16 protein-coding genes and 4 tRNA genes are annotated in these 18,313 nt (G+C 58.3%); 3 read left to right on the top strand and 17 right to left on the bottom strand.

Annotated features, from left to right (window positions below):
• Positions 1-97: 97 nt before the first annotated feature.
• Genes AC56DI_RS08840 through AC56DI_RS08830 form a run of 3 tightly spaced genes read right to left on the bottom strand, consistent with a single transcriptional unit; the run spans position 98 to position 3,182 of the window.
• Positions 98-631: a hypothetical protein gene (locus tag AC56DI_RS08840; protein ID WP_496345807.1), complete on the bottom strand. Its 534-nt coding sequence runs from the start codon at positions 629-631 to the stop codon at positions 98-100.
• Between the two features lie 12 nt (positions 632-643).
• Positions 644-2,215 carry a cobaltochelatase CobT-related protein gene (locus tag AC56DI_RS08835; protein WP_496345806.1) on the bottom strand — a complete coding sequence of 524 codons (1,572 nt, stop codon included), beginning with the start codon at positions 2,213-2,215 and terminating at the stop codon, positions 644-646.
• A gap of 10 nt (positions 2,216-2,225) precedes the next feature.
• A complete protein-coding gene (locus AC56DI_RS08830) occupies positions 2,226-3,182 on the bottom strand; it encodes an AAA family ATPase (protein WP_496345805.1) in 957 nt (318 codons plus the stop codon).
• Positions 3,183-3,512: 330 nt separating this feature from the next.
• Here AC56DI_RS08830 and AC56DI_RS08825 point away from each other — a divergent pair, with 330 nt between their 5' ends.
• Entirely contained in the window at positions 3,513-4,139 is a 627-nt protein-coding gene (locus AC56DI_RS08825; protein WP_496345804.1) for a 2OG-Fe(II) oxygenase, read from the top strand.
• Between the two features lie 168 nt (positions 4,140-4,307).
• Here the strand turns inward: AC56DI_RS08825 and AC56DI_RS08820 are convergent, their stop codons facing one another.
• Complete coding sequence (locus AC56DI_RS08820; protein WP_496345838.1) at positions 4,308-4,805, bottom strand: hypothetical protein; 498 nt, start codon at positions 4,803-4,805, stop codon at positions 4,308-4,310.
• Between the two features lie 199 nt (positions 4,806-5,004).
• Positions 5,005-5,081: transfer RNA gene (locus AC56DI_RS08815), tRNA-Arg, on the bottom strand.
• Between the two features lie 336 nt (positions 5,082-5,417).
• On the opposite strand from AC56DI_RS08815, the gene AC56DI_RS08810 reads away from it, so the two are divergent.
• On the top strand, positions 5,418-5,744 hold the full coding sequence (locus AC56DI_RS08810; RefSeq protein WP_496345803.1) for an Arc family DNA-binding protein: 327 nt from the start codon (positions 5,418-5,420) through the stop codon (positions 5,742-5,744).
• A 126-nt stretch (positions 5,745-5,870) separates the two neighbouring features.
• Here AC56DI_RS08810 and mgtE read toward each other — a convergent pair whose 3' ends face one another.
• The gene (gene mgtE / locus AC56DI_RS08805; protein ID WP_496345802.1) at positions 5,871-7,313 is read right to left on the bottom strand and encodes a magnesium transporter; all 1,443 of its coding nucleotides are present in this window, start codon (positions 7,311-7,313) and stop codon (positions 5,871-5,873) included.
• Positions 7,314-7,631: 318 nt separating this feature from the next.
• Between mgtE and AC56DI_RS08800 the strand changes: the two genes are divergently transcribed.
• Positions 7,632-8,129: a DUF4124 domain-containing protein gene (locus AC56DI_RS08800; protein WP_496345801.1), complete on the top strand. Its 498-nt coding sequence runs from the start codon at positions 7,632-7,634 to the stop codon at positions 8,127-8,129.
• Between the two features lie 41 nt (positions 8,130-8,170).
• Here AC56DI_RS08800 and AC56DI_RS08795 read toward each other — a convergent pair.
• From AC56DI_RS08795 to astA, 11 genes are all read right to left on the bottom strand, one after another.
• Positions 8,171-8,247 (bottom strand) — tRNA-Arg (locus AC56DI_RS08795).
• 70 nt (positions 8,248-8,317) lie between these two features.
• Positions 8,318-8,394 (bottom strand) — tRNA-Arg (locus AC56DI_RS08790).
• A 105-nt stretch (positions 8,395-8,499) separates the two neighbouring features.
• Positions 8,500-8,590: transfer RNA gene (locus AC56DI_RS08785), tRNA-Ser, on the bottom strand.
• A gap of 62 nt (positions 8,591-8,652) precedes the next feature.
• A complete protein-coding gene (csrA, locus tag AC56DI_RS08780; RefSeq protein WP_025165378.1) occupies positions 8,653-8,838 on the bottom strand; it encodes a carbon storage regulator CsrA in 186 nt (61 codons plus the stop codon).
• 187 nt (positions 8,839-9,025) lie between these two features.
• The gene (locus tag AC56DI_RS08775) at positions 9,026-10,261 is read right to left on the bottom strand and encodes an aspartate kinase (RefSeq protein ID WP_324519030.1); all 1,236 of its coding nucleotides are present in this window, start codon (positions 10,259-10,261) and stop codon (positions 9,026-9,028) included.
• Between the two features lie 96 nt (positions 10,262-10,357).
• Positions 10,358-12,982, bottom strand: a complete 2,625-nt coding sequence (alaS, locus tag AC56DI_RS08770; RefSeq protein ID WP_496345800.1) for an alanine--tRNA ligase — start codon at positions 12,980-12,982, stop codon at positions 10,358-10,360.
• A 112-nt stretch (positions 12,983-13,094) separates the two neighbouring features.
• Positions 13,095-14,096: a succinylglutamate desuccinylase gene (astE, locus tag AC56DI_RS08765; RefSeq protein ID WP_496345799.1), complete on the bottom strand. Its 1,002-nt coding sequence runs from the start codon at positions 14,094-14,096 to the stop codon at positions 13,095-13,097.
• A 22-nt stretch (positions 14,097-14,118) separates the two neighbouring features.
• Positions 14,119-14,403 carry a topoisomerase II gene (locus tag AC56DI_RS08760; protein WP_496345798.1) on the bottom strand — a complete coding sequence of 95 codons (285 nt, stop codon included), beginning with the start codon at positions 14,401-14,403 and terminating at the stop codon, positions 14,119-14,121.
• Positions 14,404-14,455: 52 nt separating this feature from the next.
• The gene (astB, locus tag AC56DI_RS08755) at positions 14,456-15,787 is read right to left on the bottom strand and encodes an N-succinylarginine dihydrolase (RefSeq protein ID WP_496345837.1); all 1,332 of its coding nucleotides are present in this window, start codon (positions 15,785-15,787) and stop codon (positions 14,456-14,458) included.
• A gap of 14 nt (positions 15,788-15,801) precedes the next feature.
• Positions 15,802-17,268 (bottom strand): succinylglutamate-semialdehyde dehydrogenase, encoded by a 1,467-nt coding sequence (gene astD, locus AC56DI_RS08750; protein ID WP_496345836.1) that lies wholly within the window; start codon positions 17,266-17,268, stop codon positions 15,802-15,804.
• Positions 17,265-18,302, bottom strand: coding sequence for an arginine N-succinyltransferase (gene astA / locus AC56DI_RS08745; protein WP_496345797.1), 1,038 nt, complete (start codon positions 18,300-18,302; stop codon positions 17,265-17,267). The genes astD and astA overlap by 4 nt, the downstream gene beginning before the upstream one ends.
• Positions 18,303-18,313 lie beyond the last annotated feature (11 nt).

The raw sequence follows: 18,313 nt of genomic DNA, 5'->3' as shown, positions 1-18,313 counted from the left end.
TCCATACTGATCACCCTGTGTTCTCCTGCTCAAAAATTGAGCAGAAGCAGTTGAACACCTGGGTCAGTTTTCAGTCGGCAGAACAGCCTCTACTGGGTCAGTTTTCGGTCAGCGGCAACACATGCGGAACGCAGAATAAGGCTTTCGGCAGGCTGGCAAAGGCAAAAAACCTGGCTTGTCGATGCCAAAACAGCGGCCGCTGCCCCGTAGGGTCACGGGCCATCCATAAGCGCTGTCGCAATGGCTGCCAACAGGCCATCGCATAAGCACCACACAAGTGCTCCACTGCATTCGTGTCCCAGCGCATGCAAGCCATCATGACCAACTCACTATCGGCCAGAACATCGCTTTCATTTGCGGAAAGGCCGAGTTTCTCGGCTAACTCTCGGCGATTGTCCAAGCGGCCATCAAACACCAAAACGCATGAGCGATCAGCCCCCAGCAGCGGCTGCCTGTCCAGGCTGTCCTCGGGCGTAATACGCAAGAGTGTACGCAGCAGCCCTGCCCCTTCATTTCGCCATTGATGCTGTGCATCTGGTCCGTAAGGGGCAAGCACAGCCTGCATGCGGTCCAGGGCTGCACGATCTACAGGAGAACGGTCTAGGCGAATGATGCCTGCGATTGCAGTCATGATGCTCTCATTTCAGGGTAAGCCAGGTCGCGTCAACAAGCCCCCAAGATGCTCAAAAAGCACCTCACCGACTTGTTCAGCGTGCTGCAGTACAAGAGCATTACGGTAGTAACGCGTGACACCTTGCCCAACACCGATAGCCGCCAAATGAACGGTGCCAGCCTCAATTCGAGCGACAGTATCGTGCAGGTGATTTTCAAGATAACTTCGGCCATTCGCGCTGACCGTAACTTCATCGTAGGGGTTGCCATCAGAGAACACCACCAGAACCTTGCGCGGCTCCGGTTGCCGTAAGAGTCTCGACGCCGCCCACTCTAGCGCCTCGCCATCGATATTTTCGCCATCAGTATCAGGTTGAGACATAAGCAAATGACGGCAACGTCGCCAAGGCAATCTGGCAGGTTTGTACACACTATGGCGCAACGCATTGAGCCGCCCAGGGCCTGGCGGACATCCCGCCGCCCGCCACCTCTGGTGCAATGGATTATCAGCACCGAAGCGCGTACCAAAGCCCAAGACCTCAGTGCGAATACCGCAGGCCTCTAGAGCCTGCACAGCCAAGTCGACGGCCTGCAGAGTCAACATCATGGGCAAGCCGCGCATTGAGCCGGACTGATCGAGCAACAAGGTGACGCAGGCTTGAGGGACTAGGCTTTCACGCTCCTGGCGAAACACCAGACGACTACCAACAGCGACCAGTGCGGCCAGACGCCTGCGCTCAAGCATCCCTAGTTCTTGTTCATCACTCCAATGCCGCAACTGGGTCGCCAGCAATCGCCTTCGCAAACGACCTGCCATGCGGCGAACTTCTGCACACGGCTGGGGGTCGATTTGCTCTGGCGCAGCACGACCACTGCGAGCTGCTAGCTGGCGCGCCTCCAAGCACTCATCCCACTCGCGGGAAAAAACGTGATACGGAGGCATCACGCCGACTTCCGACTCAGTGCACGCCCCCCCTCTCAGCTCAGTCACCGCCTTGTCAGCTGGCTTCTCATACAGCGGTCCGCCCAAGATTGCCTGATCAGTGCCCCGACCAGCGAAATCGGCACTATCAGGCGATATCATCGACAAGAGCCGAATCAGGGGATGCAACGTTTCGGCGAATAATCTTGCGTCATGCAAGTAAGGACGACAGCTCTGCAACGATGGCAAAAAAAACATTTCTAACTGGTGAACAGGCAAAGGGGCGCGCCACCTACGAAACCAACGGGACAGCCTCGGCAAGGGAGGCACAGGAGTTTGCAAACAGATATCGATATCGGTGAGCACCTCACCAACCAATAGCCGCCGCGCACACCGATACAAAAAACCTGGCAAGGCCGGCCCTGGAGCTAGTTTCTCAAGCTCAGATAAATTCAACAGCATGCCTGGCAGATGCAAACCGGCTAGCGTTTCTACGCGGGCTCGCTCAAACAGCAAGTACCAAGGACGCTCCCCTAAGGCAAACTGATCAGCGATCATCGGCTGATGCCAGCGCAACCATGCAGCTTGAGCGTCGGCCACCGCACGATCACCCGTGGAGCTATCGGAGCTTGAAGGTTCTGTACCTGACGCAAGTGCATAGGTTCGCTGCCAGGCGCTCATCACAGCCGAACTAGTCGAGTCCATCCCGAACCAGCTCCACAGAGAAACAACGCTGATAAATCTCAGCGACTAAGGAGCGCTCGGCATCGTCGCAGCGGTTAAAGAATGCCAGACGGAAGGATTCCCTCATGTCATTGAGCAGTCGGTGGTTTTCGCCCCAAGTGAGCAACGTACGCAGTGACAACAACGAGATCAAATCGCCCTGCGCATGAGCCCGGCGACAAAGATCGGCAAGATTAAGCATGCCACGAAGCTGCTCTGCATCGAGTTGTGGGATGCGCGCATGCAGAATCGCACCCTCCTGCTCCATAGGTAGATAACCAAGCTCAGCAACGACATTCCATCGATCCAGCTGTGCTTGGTTCAGCACCTGAGTACCCGCATAAATACCGGACGCATCGCCGATACCGGCGGTATTGGCAGTGGCAAACAGGCGAAATGCTGGATGTGGAGTGATCACACGATTCTGATCAAGCAGCGTCAACCGACCATCCGCTTCAAGCAAACGCTGGATGACAAACATCACCTCAGGTCGCCCTGCATCATACTCATCGAGTACCAGCGCTATCGGTCGCTCTAGCGCCCAGACCAACAGACCGGGGACAAACTCGGTCACTTGCTTACCATCGCGCAACAGCACCATATCGCGCCCAATAAGATCGCCGCGACTGACATGCCCATCAAGATTGATGCGCATACACGGCCAATTAAGCCGCGCCGCTACTTGCTCAATGTGTGAGGACTTACCACTACCATGAGGACCATGGAGATAGACCCTACGACCGTGGGCAAAACCCAGAAGAATGGCTCGACAAACATCGGGGACAAAGCGGAAATCCGGGTCAAGCAGGGGCACATGTTCTCCTGCACAGCTAAATGCCGGAACCGGCCAAGGCAGGTCAACACCAAAAGTGCTTGAGCTATCGAGCTGACAGTCAGGACCGGCCAGTCTGAGCATTTCATTCATAACTATATCCGTACTATATCTTTAGCAATAAGACCGTCATCGTGGCCTAACGGATCAGAGACAGGCTAATCGCGGAACTGCTTGTTGGGAGAGAATTCCAAGATCACAGCTGAATATTCACACCGCACCAACGAACCTCTTGGGCTGCGACTATTAAGCCATCGACACCCAGAAACAATGCAGTCCAGAATTACGCACGTCGAATACAGCGAAAGCTTGAGCGCATCGACATTGCGAATGAACTCTCGCCAAATACTATCGTGTCGCATACCAAAAGTCTCAGCCGCCGAGGCATGCACTCGAAGCTGCACATGGATCAAGGAAATACTGATGGTTCAGCGTAAACAACTACATCCGCCCTATAGGGTCTTCAGCGATTTTCTACCCAACGATCTGGCTTGGGAGCTACTCGAGTACGCTGAAACACACAAGGACGACTTTCAGCCAGCCACCACTCACGCTGGATACGATCCAACGGTCAGGGTTTCCCGAAAGATTTACCTAAGTAAGAAGCTCCAGCAAAAGTTGAAGGAAAAAATTCTGCCGCAGACTGCATGCTTCATTGAAACACTTGGCGTCAGCGCATTCGAGCCTGACGGCATAGAACTGGAACTGGTGGCCCATGGCGATGGTGCGTTCTACTCCCGACACATCGACACCTTCACCGGAGCGAACTTTGAACGGCAGCGCCTGCTTAGTGCGGTCTGCTATCTGCACAAAATGCCAAAGATATTTTCTGGTGGCGCACTTCGTTTGTATTCGTTAGGCAAAGCCGACACGATCGCCGATTTCGTTGACATTGAGCCCACGCACAACTCATTAGTCGTTTTTCCTTCTTGGGCACCCCACTCAGTTGAGAGAGTTTCATCACCTTCAGAGGAGTTCATGGACTCAAGATTTGCGATCAACGCATGGCTATGGCGTAAGAAACCAGATCCTCTCAATCAGCAAGTTTGACCAAGGATCTGGGTGAGCGGTGTGCACGAGTCGAACCGGAATTAACCTGAGTTTTATACACTCTGCAACAGCCGCTGCAGCCGTCGGATGATGGCTATCCAAGCACCCTGACTAATACCCACTAAGGCAAATCGCCATTTCCGAAATCGGGACCTACCTCTTGCTCTTTCAAGCGCTGGAGCTTGAGGCGGTGCGAGCGTTCTTTTTTTGCAGGATCATCGATGCTTCGTTGTAGGCCTTCTGGAAGGCCTCGCCACCAATCCACGCAACTGCCCTGCCTTCGTCTTCATCGTGGAAGATTCCGCGATAGATGATCAGCAGCCCCATCATAAAGTCGGTCGCCGCGTCTTCCGCTTCCTCAGCGACCACTAACTCCAACACCGGGTATTGCAGGAACACCAGGCACATTGCCAGCAAGCTGATGCCTTCACCGGCTTTCATCGCCTGGAACAAGTCATCGAAATGCGCCGGATCGAAACCGTTTTCTTCGATGTCTTTGAAGTCGAAGGTGCTCAGGTCGATGTCGACATCATCGAACGGCTCGTTGACCAGGGGATTGGCCAACACAGGGTGAATGAAAGCGGCCTTGGGCTTGAACGAGCGGTTCTGCTTGGCTTTTGTTTTGGCCCGCAGGGCGCGCTTTTGCTGTTTGTCTGGGGAAACCATAGAGGCGAGTTCCTTGTCCGGTACAACCATATTCATGGCCAGGAATAATCGGGCGCACATTTATTATCTGCATAAGCTTCGACGAACACATTTCGAAGCCATCGATGAACAGAAATGGAAGTGACACGAAAAAAACAGGAGAGATTGAAGGCTAAGCAAGCAACTGAATCGACGCTAATGCTTTAGCGTTTTGCTTTTATGGTGTCCCAGAGTGGGGTCGAACCACCAACCTTCCCCTTAGGAGGGGGATGCTCTATCCAATTGAGCTACTGAGACTTTTACTACGCAGAGGACCGCCACCGTTGAATGGCGGGCTCGCATGTTAGCGACCATCCGTACATTTGTCATGCCATCCCAGCAGTGCGGAGCGCACTTAAAATCGCCGGAGGGCATCCTGGCCCAGCCTCAGTCGCAAATTCTTTTGCTCAACAGATCGCATTTCACACAAACGACGCTGGCTAGAAATGCCAGCACACAGCAACATGCCATCATACCGACGCCAAAATGACGTCACACATGCGTATCGAACGATCAACAGCTGTCACGGTCCAAACGTTGGACGGCATGTAGCGCTTTGCCAGCATCGCTTTCCTGAATCAACAGGTTTATTGTATGCGCCCTATGAAACAGGCTCTCTATTCCAGCCGCACGGCTGACAAATTCGTGGTTCGCTTACCCGATGGAATGCGTGAACGCATTGCTGATGTGGCGCGCAATCATCATCGCAGCATGAACTCTGAAATCATCTCTCGCCTTGAGCAGAGCCTGTTTCAGGAGGGCACGCTTGATAGCAGCCCGATTATGCACATGGACAGCCCCGAGCTCTCCCTTCCCGAACGCGAGCTGTTGCAACGCTTCCGGCAATTATCCAGGCGCCAGCAAAACGCCCTGGTAGCCCTAATCGCCCACGACACCGAACTCGCTAACGACGATATCTAATCGCTCAAGCGCGACTATCGACTTAAGACACTGCGATTACACCGACTTAAGCCGCAAGATAAAAGCAAAGGCCCCGACATGTCGGGGCCTTTGCTTTTGCAGGTATAAATCAAAAAAGCAGTATATCTAGAGCAGGAAGAGTGTCGCCAAGCCCAGAAAGATAAAGAACCCACCACTGTCTGTAACCGCGGTGATCATGACACTGGCGCCCATCGCAGGGTCACGATCAAGTTTGTATAGCGTCATCGGGATCAGCACCCCCATCAATGCCGCCAGAAGCAGATTGAGGGTCATCGCCGCTGTCATAACCACCCCAAGCGACCAGCTGCCATAAAGTAGATAGGCAACCACACCAATAACGCCACCCCAAACCAAACCGTTCACCAGGCCCACCGCCAACTCCTTGCGCACCAGGCGCGAGGTATTACCAGCACTCAGCTGCTCAAGCGCCATCGCACGCACAATCATGGTGATGGTCTGGTTGCCCGAGTTACCGCCAATGCCCGCCACAATCGGCATCAGCGCCGCCAAGGCAACAAGCTTCTCAATGGAGCCCTCAAACAAACCGATGACCCGCGAAGCCACAAATGCGGTGATCAGATTGAGCGCCAACCAGGCCCAACGGTTGCGCAGGGACTTCCACACCGACGCGAAGATATCCTCCTCTTCGCGCAGACCGGCCATGCTCAGGACTTCGCTTTCACTTTCTTCACGAATCAGATCGACCATTTCATCGATGGTCAGACGACCGATCAACTTGCCCGCCTTATCCACTACCGGCGCGGAAATAAGGTCGTAACGCTCAAAAGCCTGCGCCGCATCGTAGCCATCTTCATCCGGCGTAAAACTCACCGGATCACTGGCCATCACATCAACAACACGCTTGTCCGGATCATTGACCAGCAACCGCTTGATCGGCAGCACGCCCTTGAGCACACCGTCGTAATCGACCACAAACAACTTGTCCGTATGCCCTGGCAGCTCCTTCAAGCGCCGCAGGTAACGCAACACCACTTCAAGACTGACATCCTCACGAATGGTCACCATCTCGAAGTCCATCAGGGCGCCAACCTGATCCTCTTCATAGGACAGCGCCGAGCGCACACGGTCGCGCTGCTGGCCATCCAGGGTTTCCATCAGCTCATGGACAACATCGCGAGGCAGCTCGGGCGCCAGATCGGCCAACTCGTCAGCATCCATTTCCTTGGCTGCCGCCAGCAACTCGTGATCATCCATATCGGCGATCAGGGTTTCGCGCACCGCATCGGAAACTTCAAGAAGGATGTCGCCATCGCGCTCAACCTTGACTAGCTGCCAGACAGCCAGTCGGTCACGCAGCGGCAAAGCTTCAAGGATATGCGCGACGTCAGCAGAGTGCAGGTCGTCTAGCTTGCGCTGGAGTTCGGCGAGGTTTTGCCGATGCACCAGGCTCTCGACCCGGTCATGGTGCTGACCTTCCTGACGATGCGTCAGGTCTTCGATCAGCCGGTGGCGATGCAGCAACTCAACCACTTGGGTTAGGCGATCCTGCAGGCTTTCTTGCGGCTTTTTTACTTCTACTTCAGTCATAGCGCACTCCACCCCCAGCGGCGAGGCGCGCCAAAGAGGGTTCAATCAGTCAATACGCGATTGTGCAATCGAGGTTCTGAGTAACTACTGGGTAAGTCCATGGTGGCAATCCACAAGCCCCGACGGGGCTGACCGGGCAATCATAACACCGCTCTAGCGCCCTGCATGTGACAAATCACGGCGAGAACAAGCACATACGCCAGAAGCCCAACCACGCCGCAAGATTGCTATTTGGACGCCAGCAACACCTACCAAGGCACGCCCTGGCACGCACCAACAGAGCGTCTAAGCTGGCAATAACGTCAAGGAGGACGCCCCATGAACATACTGCTTCGATCCACGCTTTGCACACTGCTACTCCAGCCCTGCACCACCGCCCTCGCCGCTACCGTACACCGCTGCGAAGATCCAAACGGACACGTGACCTTCACCCTGCAAGGCTGCCCCGGCGAACAGCAGCCACAGTTGCAACAGGCCAACAACCCCACACCCGGCAGCGGCAAAGCCATTCCGCTCGCCAAGCCCAGCAAACAAAAACGCTCAAAGCGCAAAAGCAAGACGCAGAGCGCATTGGTGGTGGTTGGTGAGCACCAGGACGGCTGCGGCAATCAGCTCAGCAGCAGCGAACGGCGCAGCGCAATCATCGGCCAGCGCATCCGCGCAGGCATGACCCAAAGGGATGTCGAGAGCGCCCTAGGCAAACCAGACAAAATCAGCAGCCAGAACGGCCAGACGCGCTATCAATACCGCGACGAGAAAGGTAACAGTCGCCAGGTCAGCTTTGACGAGAGCGGCTGCGTGCGCACTAAACGCTAGACAAAGAAAAAGGGCCTGCATCGCTGCAGGCCCTTCTTGTTTGGTGCACTCAGGAGGATTCGAACCTCCGACCGCTCGGTTCGTAGCCGAGTACTCTATCCAGCTGAGCTATGAGTGCATTAGGTGCTTTTAACCAGATCACCGCTGGCTTGATCAACAGCTTGCATTACTGCCAACTGCCTTCAATATGGTGCACTCAGGAGGATTCGAACCTCCGACCGCTCGGTTCGTAGCCGAGTACTCTATCCAGCTGAGCTATGAGTGCAACAAGCGTGCGCATTATAGGGATTGAAAATTAATTTTCAAGTAAAAATCAGTTTAATTTCAACAACTTACTGACTTTCACCAATGCCACCCTAGAACACAAATATGGCGGAGAAGGGGGGATTCGAACCCCCGACACCCTTATGAGGTGTACTCCCTTAGCAGGGGAGCGCCTTCGGCCACTCGGCCACCTCTCCGCAACACGGGGCGCATGATAACCATGTTTTCCCCGTTTGCAAAGCCAAAATTTCGATAAAAATTAGTGGCTTGGTTCTTCGCCTTTCTCTTTCTGGATGCGCTGGTAGATTTCTTCGCGGTGCACGGCGACTTCCTTCGGAGCATTAACGCCGATGCGCACCTGATTACCTTTAACGCCTAACACAGTGACGGTGACTTCATCACCCACCATCAGGGTCTCTCCGACCCGGCGAGTCAGAATCAACATTCCTTTCTCCTTACGGATTTCAGTTCGGGACAACAGTCTGCAAATGAAACGGCTAGAGCCTTCGCGAGCACCTTGCCCATCCAGACTTTCACCCAAGTATTGACCAGTGTAGACAGAAATAAATACCTGCCACACCCGCCAAAATGACGAAAGGCGCGGGGTTAGCCGCGCCTTTCGGGTCTACGCCTTACTCGCCCTGTCGGGGCGCGGCGTCCAGCTCGAAGGCAGTGTGCAGCGCGCGCACCGCCAGCTCCAGATATTTCTCTTCGATGACCACGGAAACCTTGATTTCCGAGGTCGAGATCATCTGGATATTGATGCTTTCCTTGGCCAGCGCTTCAAACATGCGACTGGCGACGCCCGCATGGGAACGCATGCCCACGCCGACAATCGACACCTTGGCGATTTTGATGTCGCCGCTGACTTCACGAGCGCCGATCTCGCTGGCGGTCTGTTCCAGCACCTGCAGCGCATTCTGATAGTCATTGCGATGCACGGTGAAGGTGAAGTCGGTGGTCTTATCGTGCGCAACGTTCTGCACGATCATGTCCACTTCGATATTTGCCGCGCTGACCGGGCCGAGAATCTTGAAGGCCACGCCCGGAGTATCCGGCACGCCACGGATTGTCAGCTTGGCTTCGTCGCGATTGAAAGCGATGCCAGAAATGATCGGCTGTTCCATGGATTCCTCTTCATCAAGGGTAATGAGGGTGCCCGGACCCTCCTGGAAGCTGTGCAAAACGCGCAGCGGGACATTGTACTTGCCGGCGAACTCCACCGAGCGGATCTGCAACACCTTGGAACCGAGGCTGGCCATTTCCAGCATCTCTTCGAAGGTGATCTTCTCCAAGCGGCGCGCCTGGGGCACGACACGCGGGTCAGTGGTGTAAACACCGTCCACATCGGTATAGATCTGGCACTCATCAGCCTTTAGGGCGGCAGCCAGCGCTACGCCGGTGGTATCCGAACCGCCGCGACCCAGGGTGGTGATGTTGCCCTGCTCGTCCACACCCTGGAAGCCTGCCACCACAACCACGCGACCTTCCTTGAGGTCGGCACGAATGCGCTCATCGTCGATCTGCAGGATGCGCGCTTTGTTGTGAGCGCTGTCGGTGAGAATACGCACCTGATTGCCGGTGTATGACACCGCCGGCACACCGCGCTTGATCAGCGCCATGGCCAGCAGTGCAATGGTCACCTGCTCGCCAGTGGAAACAATCACATCCAGCTCGCGCGGCACCGGCTGGTCGGTAATCTGCTTGGCCAAATCAATCAGGCGATTGGTTTCACCACTCATGGCCGACAGCACGATCACCAGGTCATCACCGGCTTCGCGGAACTTCTTCACTTTCTCGGCTACCTGCTCGATTCGCTCGACGGTGCCGACGGAGGTGCCCCCAAATTTCTGTACGATCAAAGCCATTTCAACGCTGCCTCAGCCCGTGAAGGGCGCCCATTAAACATTCAACTCGGCACACTGCCAAGGCCCGCCGGGCTGGCGGGCAATTGACCGGTAAACTTACAAACCTTGCTCGACGAATGCGCGCGCCAACTCCAGCGCCCCATCCAGGGCCGCCGCATCGGTGCCGCCGCCCTGCGCCATGTCTGGGCGACCACCGCCTTTGCCGCCAACTGCTGCTGCAGCCTGCTTCATCAGCTCGCCAGCCTTGAGCTTGGCCGTCAGGTCCTGGGTCACGCCCGCGACCAGCACGACTTTGTCGTCCTGCACGCCGCCGAGCAGGATCACCGCACTGCCGAGCTTGTTCTTCAATTGATCGACCAGCGCCAACAGCGCCTTGCCGTCCAGGCCATCGAGCCGCGCAGCCAGGACCTTGACGCCCTTGACCTCAACGGCAGCGGCGGACATGTCATCGCCGGCAGCACTGGCGGCCTTGGCCTTCAGTTGCTCAAGCTCTTTTTCCAGCAGGCGATTGCGCTCCAACAAGGCACTGAGCTTATCCAGGACGTTGTCGCGATTGCCTTTGACCAGCGCGGCAGCCTCTTTCAGCTGCTCTTCGGCCGCATTCAGCCACGCCAGTGCCGGCGCGCCGGTGACCGCTTCAATACGCCGCACACCGGCTGCCACACCACCTTCGCTGGTGATCTTGAACAGCGCGATGTCGCCTGTACGGGCCGCGTGAATACCGCCACACAGCTCGACGGAGAAACCGCCGCCCATGCTCAGCACCCGCACGTTGTCGCCATATTTTTCGCCGAACAGCGCCATGGCGCCTTTGGCCTTGGCGGTTTCGATATCGGTTTCTTCGGTTTCCACCGCACTGTTCAGGCGGATTTCACGGTTAACGATGTCTTCCAGCGCCTTCAGCTGCTCGGGCTTGATTGCCTCGAAGTGGCTGAAGTCGAAACGCAGGCGCTGACTGTCGACCAGCGAACCCTTCTGCTGCACGTGCTCACCCAGCACCTGGCGCAAGGCCGCGTGCAGCAAGTGAGTAGCCGAGTGGTTGCGCGCGGTGGCCTGACGCACATCGGCATCGACCACCGCATTCAGGCTGGTGCCCACCTGCAAGCTACCGCTGACCAACACGCCGTGATGCAGGAAGGCTGCACCGGCTTTGGTGGTGTCGCGCACGTCAAAGCGCAGACCGTCGAGGCTCAGGTAACCGCAGTCACCCACCTGGCCACCGGACTCGGCGTAGAACGGCGTCTGGTCGAGGACCACAACACCCTCCTCGCCCGCCTGCAGCTGCTCAACCGCAGCACCGGCCTTGAGCAACGCCACCACCTTGCCGCTGTCCTGAGTGGCGGAATAACCGGTAAAGCGCGTATCCACGTCAACCTTAACCAGGCTGTTGTAGTCCATGCCGAACGAGCTGGCCGAACGCGCACGCACGCGCTGAGCTTCCATTTCGCGCTCAAAGCCAGCTTCGTCGAGCGTCAGTTCACGCTCACGGGCGATGTCACCAGTAAGGTCCATCGGAAAACCGAAGGTGTCGTACAGCTTGAACACCACTTCGCCCGGAATGACGGTGCCTTTCAGCTCAGCCAGATCCTGCTCGAGAATGCGCAGGCCCTGTTCCAGGGTTTTGGCGAACTGCTCTTCTTCGTTCTTCAGCACGCGCTCAATCTGCGCCTGTTGCTGCTTGAGTTCCGGGAAGGCCTCGCCCATCTCGGCCACCAACGCGGCAACGATCTGGTAGAAGAAGCTGCCCTTGGCGCCCAGCTTGTTACCGTGACGGCAGGCACGACGGATGATGCGGCGCAGTACATAGCCGCGACCTTCATTGGATGGCACCACGCCGTCAGCAATCAGGAAGCCACAAGAACGGATATGGTCGGCCACCACTTTCAGCGAAGCCTGGGCCTCATTGGCACAGCCGATGGCCTTGGCGGCGGCGTTTAGCAGGCTCTGAAACAGGTCAATCTCGTAGTTCGAGTTGACGTGTTGCAGCACCGCACTGATGCGTTCCAGGCCCATGCCGGTGTCCACGCTTGGCGCCGGCAGCGGGTGCATTACACCGTCAGCCGTGCGGTTGAACTGCATGAACACGTTGTTCCAGATCTCGATGTAGCGGTCGCCGTCTTCTTCTGGCGAGCCAGGCGGGCCGCCCCAGATGTGGTCACCGTGATCGAAGAAAATTTCGGTGCACGGGCCGCATGGGCCGGTATCGCCCATGGCCCAGAAGTTGTCCGACGCGTAGGGCGCGCCTTTGTTGTCGCCAATCCGCACCATGCGCTCATGGGGAATGCCGACTTCCTGAGTCCAGATGTCGTAAGCCTCGTCATCGCTGGCGTAGACGGTGACCCAGAGCTTGTCCTTGGGCAGGTTCAGCCATTTTTCCGAGGTCAGAAAGGTCCAGGCGTAGGTGATGGCATCGCGCTTGAAATAATCACCAAAGCTGAAGTTACCCAGCATCTCGAAGAAGGTGTGGTGCCGCGCGGTGTAGCCGACGTTTTCCAAGTCGTTGTGCTTGCCACCGGCACGCACGCACTTCTGGCTCGATACGGCGCGGGTGTAGGCGCGCTTTTCCAGGCCCAGGAAGCAGTCCTTGAACTGGTTCATCCCGGCGTTGGTAAACAGCAGGGTCGGGTCGTTCGCCGGGATCAGCGAACTGGAGGCCACACGGGTGTGGCCCTGCTCTTCGAAGAAGCGGAGGAAGGCTTCACGGATTTCTGCGCTTTTCATAGGTTCTTCCACGGAAACTGCGGCCACACATCGCCGGCAAAGGACAAAGGGCCGCATTATATAGGGCCGGCGCCGTGGTTGGCAGTGAAACCGTCAATCAGACCGCTGCGGATCACTCCGCAGCGACAGGAACCACCAGAAGTCCGGCGCGCAGGCCGTTTTTGACCTTGGGATTGGGGAAGATAATCCGCGCACCTGGCTCGTCGACCACCCAACGGGTGTCGGCGATGTCCTCGGCCAACAGATAGCCAAGCGGCAACTCACTGAAGTTTTCCACATCGCTCGGCAAGTGCAGGGTGAAACTGTCGCTGTGCTTGATCACCTCGCGCGCCACCTGAAACAGCTGCAAGCCATCCAGCGCCTGGCCATCGGGCAGGCTGTCACGGCCTTCGATCAGGCTTTCCAGCAGCCCCTGCAGTTGCTCAAGGTTGACCTGCTGGTTCTGCCCAAACGGCCGCGCCTTGCCCAATTCCAGGGTGAAGGCCTCAGCCTCCAAGCAGGCATAGGTATAAGAACTGAAGGTGATGCCGACCTTACTCTGCAGCAGCACCGCAGCAATCCCAGCGGCCTGCAGGCGCGCCAGCTCCACGGGCGAATGGGTGCGCCCAGGGCAATAGGGGTAAAGGGCAAATTGTTCGATTTTCGAGCCACGAATGGCCGTATGCATGTCGTAATGCAGGCGTTGACGCCCAGGCAGGCTGAAAAAGTTCGCCGCCAAACGCTCCAACTCGCACGCGCGCAGGGCTTCGGGACCACTGGCATCGGCATGCCGACCGTTGAACAGACGATTGATGTCCTGCTCCACATAGCGCTCGCCGCGGCGCATCGCCGGTGGGTTGCCGAGCAGCAAGAGCAGACGCGCCCGTGGTTGCAACTGGCTGCTGGCAATCGCCTGCAACAGACGATCGAGCAGCTCGATGGGCGCGGTTTCATTGCCATGAATGGCCGCCGAGAGCAGCAGGTCACGGCCGTTGTCCGTGCCCGGCGCCGGGGTTATTTCCAGCGCACCTTCGGCCAGCCAGTGCAAACGCACGCCCGCAGGAGTCAGTTGAATCTTCTCGGTGGGCTCACGCCCCGCCAGAGTCAGTTCAAGCAGTTTTCCCAGAGCAAGCATATGCACTCCTTGACGCAGCGACTCAGTGATCGTGACTGCAGTCGGGGCCGTGAACGTGGTCATCGTCACCCTGTTCCACCGGCTCCATTTCCAGTTCCAGGCTGACCAGGTTGGTGGCCAGCGGACGCAGCAGCAGGTTGGCGTACTCGGTGTCGCCCTCTTCCACGTCCACCCCGATCATCAGCTGGCCGCCGGCCTGCTGGATCCATACTTCCTTGCCTTGCCAGATCACTGCAAAGCGCGTGCAGGAGGTTTCCAGCTGGGTGCCGTCGGTGTCTTCAAGAATCAGTTGCAGGGCATCACTCATAACAGCTCCAGATCAGTCGTTCGGCCAGCCCGACAGGCGCAACCGTAACGACTCAATTCAATTGAAAAGGATAAACCGAGCCCAGTTTAAGGATCTGAGTCAATTCATCCAATGCCGTTCGGCATTCGATCAGCAATTGCGGGTCGGCCAGGTCGGTTTCCACCAGGCGGTCACGGTAGTGTTTGTCGACCCAGGTATTCAGCGTGGCGTACAGCGCGTTGCTCATCACCACACCCGGATTGACCGCCGCCAACTCGGCCTGCTTGAGCGCCACGCGCAAGCGCAGGCACGCCGGGCCACCGCCGTTCTGCATGCTCTGCTTGAGGTCGAACACCTGCACTTCGCCGATGGCGCTGCCGGAGGTGGTCAGCTGCTGCAGATAGCTCCAGACGCGACCGTTGTTGCGGCACTCTTCCGGCACGATCAGCAGCATGCTGCCGTCGATACGCGTGAGCAGTTGGCTGTTGAACAGGTAGGACTTGACCGCATCCTCCACCGTTACCTGCTCACGCGGCACGCACACAGACTGGAACTGACCACCTCGGGCAGCGAGTTTTTCCTGCAGTTCGGCGAGCACCTGCTCGGTGTGCAAGAAGGCGTCCTGGTGATGGAACATCACCTCGCCATTGCCCACGGCGATCACGTCATTGTGAAACACGCCCTGATCGATCACCGCCGGATTCTGCTGGGCGTACACCACACCGGCCTCGCTCAGGCCGTGCAGGCGGGCGACGGCCTGACTTGCCTCCAGGGTCTGCCGCGCCGGATAGCGCTGCGGCGCTGGGAAGCGGCTGTCGAAAGCGCTGCGGCCAAAGACAAAGAACTCCACGCCCGCATCGCCATAGCCCTTGCAGAAGCGCGTGTGGTTGGCCGCGCCTTCGTCACCGAACTGGCCAACCGCAGGCAAGGCCGCGTGGTGGGCGAAGTGCTCGGCATTGTTGAACATCGCAGCCAGCACACGGCTGGTGGTCGGGTGCTCGATGGAGCGGTGGAACTTACAGTTGAGGTTGGCGGCGGTGAAGTGCACCCGACCATCGGCCGTGTCGGCACTAGGGCTGACAGTGCAGCTGTTGGCCGTCCACATGCTCGATGCCGAGCTGCACGCCGCCAGCAGTGGCATGGCCTCTTTCGCCGCCTTAGCCATTACCTGCGCATCCGTACCGGCGAAGCCCAGGCTACGCAAAGCGGCCACATCCGGGCGCTCCTGCGGGGCCAACACGCCCTGCTGAAAGCCCATATCCATCAGCGCCTTCATCTTCGCCAGGCCTTGTTTGGCCGCTTCCTTGGGGTTGGAGCCTTGCTGGCTATTGCTCTGCGACGCGACGTTGCCGTAGGACAGGCCACCGTAGTTATGGGTGGGCCCGACCAGGCCATCGAAGTTCATCTCAAACGCATTGCTCACAGGCTCACTCCTGGGGTCAGGGTTGCAGGCAGGCTAAGGCTGGCACATTCCAGCGAGGCCACTGGATAGGCGCAGTAATCGGCGGCGTAATAGGCACTGGCGCGATGGTTGCCCGAGGCGCCCACACCGCCAAACGGCGCGCTGCTGGCAGCGCCAGTCAGTTGTTTGTTCCAGTTAACGATACCGGCGCGGCTTTGCAGCCAGAACGCTTGGTAACGCTCGGCAGAATCCGACAGCAAGCCCGCTGCCAGGCCGTACTGGGTGTTGTTGGCTTCAGCGATGGCGGCCGCGAAACCGTCGTAACGGATCACCTGCAGCAACGGGCCGAAGAACTCTTCGTCCGGGCGCTCAGAGACAGCCGTGACATCGATAATCCCAGGGGTGAGCAAGGCGGCAGTTGCCAGCGGCTGGGTCATGGCCAACAGCACCTTAGCGCCATTGACGATCAGCTGCTGCTGGGCCTTGAGCAGTTGCTCGGCAGCACCGAGGGAAATCACCGAGCCCATAAAAGGCGCGGGCTGCTCATCAAAAGCACCGACTTTAAGCGTCGACGACACGGCCACTAAGCGCGCCAGCAGGGCATCGCCCCACTCGCCTTCGGGCACCAGCAAACGGCGGGCGCAAGTGCAGCGCTGGCCAGCACTGATAAAGGCCGACTGAATGATGCAGTACACCGCCGCTTCCAGATCAGCGACAGGCTCCACCACCAGCGGGTTGTTGCCGCCCATTTCCAGGGCCAGGATCTTGTCCGGACGACCGGCAAACTGCTGGTGCAAGGCATTGCCGGTGCGGCTGGAGCCGGTGAAGAACAGCCCGTCGATGCCCGGATTGGCAGCCAAGGCCACGCCGGTTTCCCGCGCGCCCTGCAACAGGTTGAGCACGCCGGCCGGCAAGCCGGCTTCAAGCCAGCACTTAACCGTCAGTTCGGCGACTTTCGGCGTCAGCTCACTGGGCTTGAACAGCACCGTGTTACCCGCCAGCAGCGCCGGGACAATGTGGCCGTTAGGCAGGTGACCCGGGAAGTTGTAGGGGCCAAACACGGCGACCACGCCATGGGGCTTGTGGCGCAGCACGGCGGTGGCGTCAGCCAGCGGACCGCTCTTCTCACCGGTGCGCTCGCGGTAGCTCTGGATCGAGATGGCGACTTTGTTGACCATGCTGGTCACTTCAGTGGCCGATTCCCACAGCGGCTTGCCGGTTTCCTCGCCGATGCAGTGGGCCAGCTCATCAGCACGGGCCTTCAGGCCGTTAGCGAAGGCTTCCAATACCGCAATACGCTCGTCCAGCGAGCGCTGTGCCCAGGCTGGGAACGCGGCGCGGGCCGCCTGCACAGCCGCTTCGACCTGGGCTGGAGTGGCGGCACGGCCTTGCCAGATCACCGCCTGGGTGACCGGATTGAGCGATTCAAAACTGCCGCCATGGCCGTCTTGCCAGACACCGGCGATGCAATGGGTGCTCATCAGTTGCGCTCCTGGGTGGCGGCGGCACGGGCCGAAATCGGGACGGCGCGCACTTGGTCACCGGCGCGCATCTGCAGACGCTTGGCGGTCAGGGCATCGACCACCAGGGTGCCGGAGGCGATTCGCGCCGGGGCCGCGGTAATCCGGCAGTCCGCCAGCTTACGGTTATGAATCAGGTAGGTCGCGGCATCGTCCGCCACCGTGCCGACGGCCAAGATAAGCACCTGACTGTCCTGCACCGCCCGAATCTTGCGGGTCTCGCACTCGATGGCCGGGCCGGCGTCGAAGATGTCGACATAGCCCTGATAGCTGAAACCCTCGCCCTTGAGCATGGCCAGCGCCGGCTCAGTGTCCGGGTGCACGCGACCGATAGTGGCGCGCGCCTCTTGCGAGAGAAAGCAGCTGTACAACGGAAACTTGGGCATCAACTCGGCGATAAAGGCCTTGTTGCCGACGCCGGTGAGGTAGTCGGCCTGGCTGAATTCCATCTTGAAGAAATGCCGGCCGAGGCTCTCCCAAAACGGCGAGCGGCCATTGGCGTCAGACATGCCGCGCATTTCGGCGATCACCTTGTCGCCAAACAGCTCGGCGAACTCGGCGATAAACAGAAAGCGTGCCTTCGACAGCAGGCGGCCGTTAACGCCACTGCGCTGCCCGGCCTGGAGAAACAACGAGCACAGCTCGGAGTTGCCAGTCAGGTCGTTGGCCAGAAATAGGGTCGGAATCTCGCGATGGATATCCAGTTCCTGGGAGGCACTGACGGTAAGCCCGACCCGGTAGTTGTACCAAGGCTCGCGCTTGCCCACTGCGCCGGCGATGGCGGAGATACCCACCACCTTGCCGTCGTCATCTTCCATCACAAACAGGTAATCGGCATCGGCGCGCCCGGCTTCGCCGGAGAAAGCCTTTTCTGCCCAGCCGACGCGGTGCGCCAGGCGCGCCTCGTTGGCCGGCAAGGTGGTCAGGCCGGCGCCGGTGCTCAGGGCCAATTCCATCAGGGCCGGCAAATCGGCGCTGCGTACAGGACGAACGATCATAGCTATCCCCT

It is taken from the genome of Pseudomonas sp. BGA-UO-ETr-WB11, from assembly GCF_059567785.1.
Note: the sequence above shows the minus strand (reverse complement) of the source record. Positions and strands in the feature narration are given on the sequence as shown.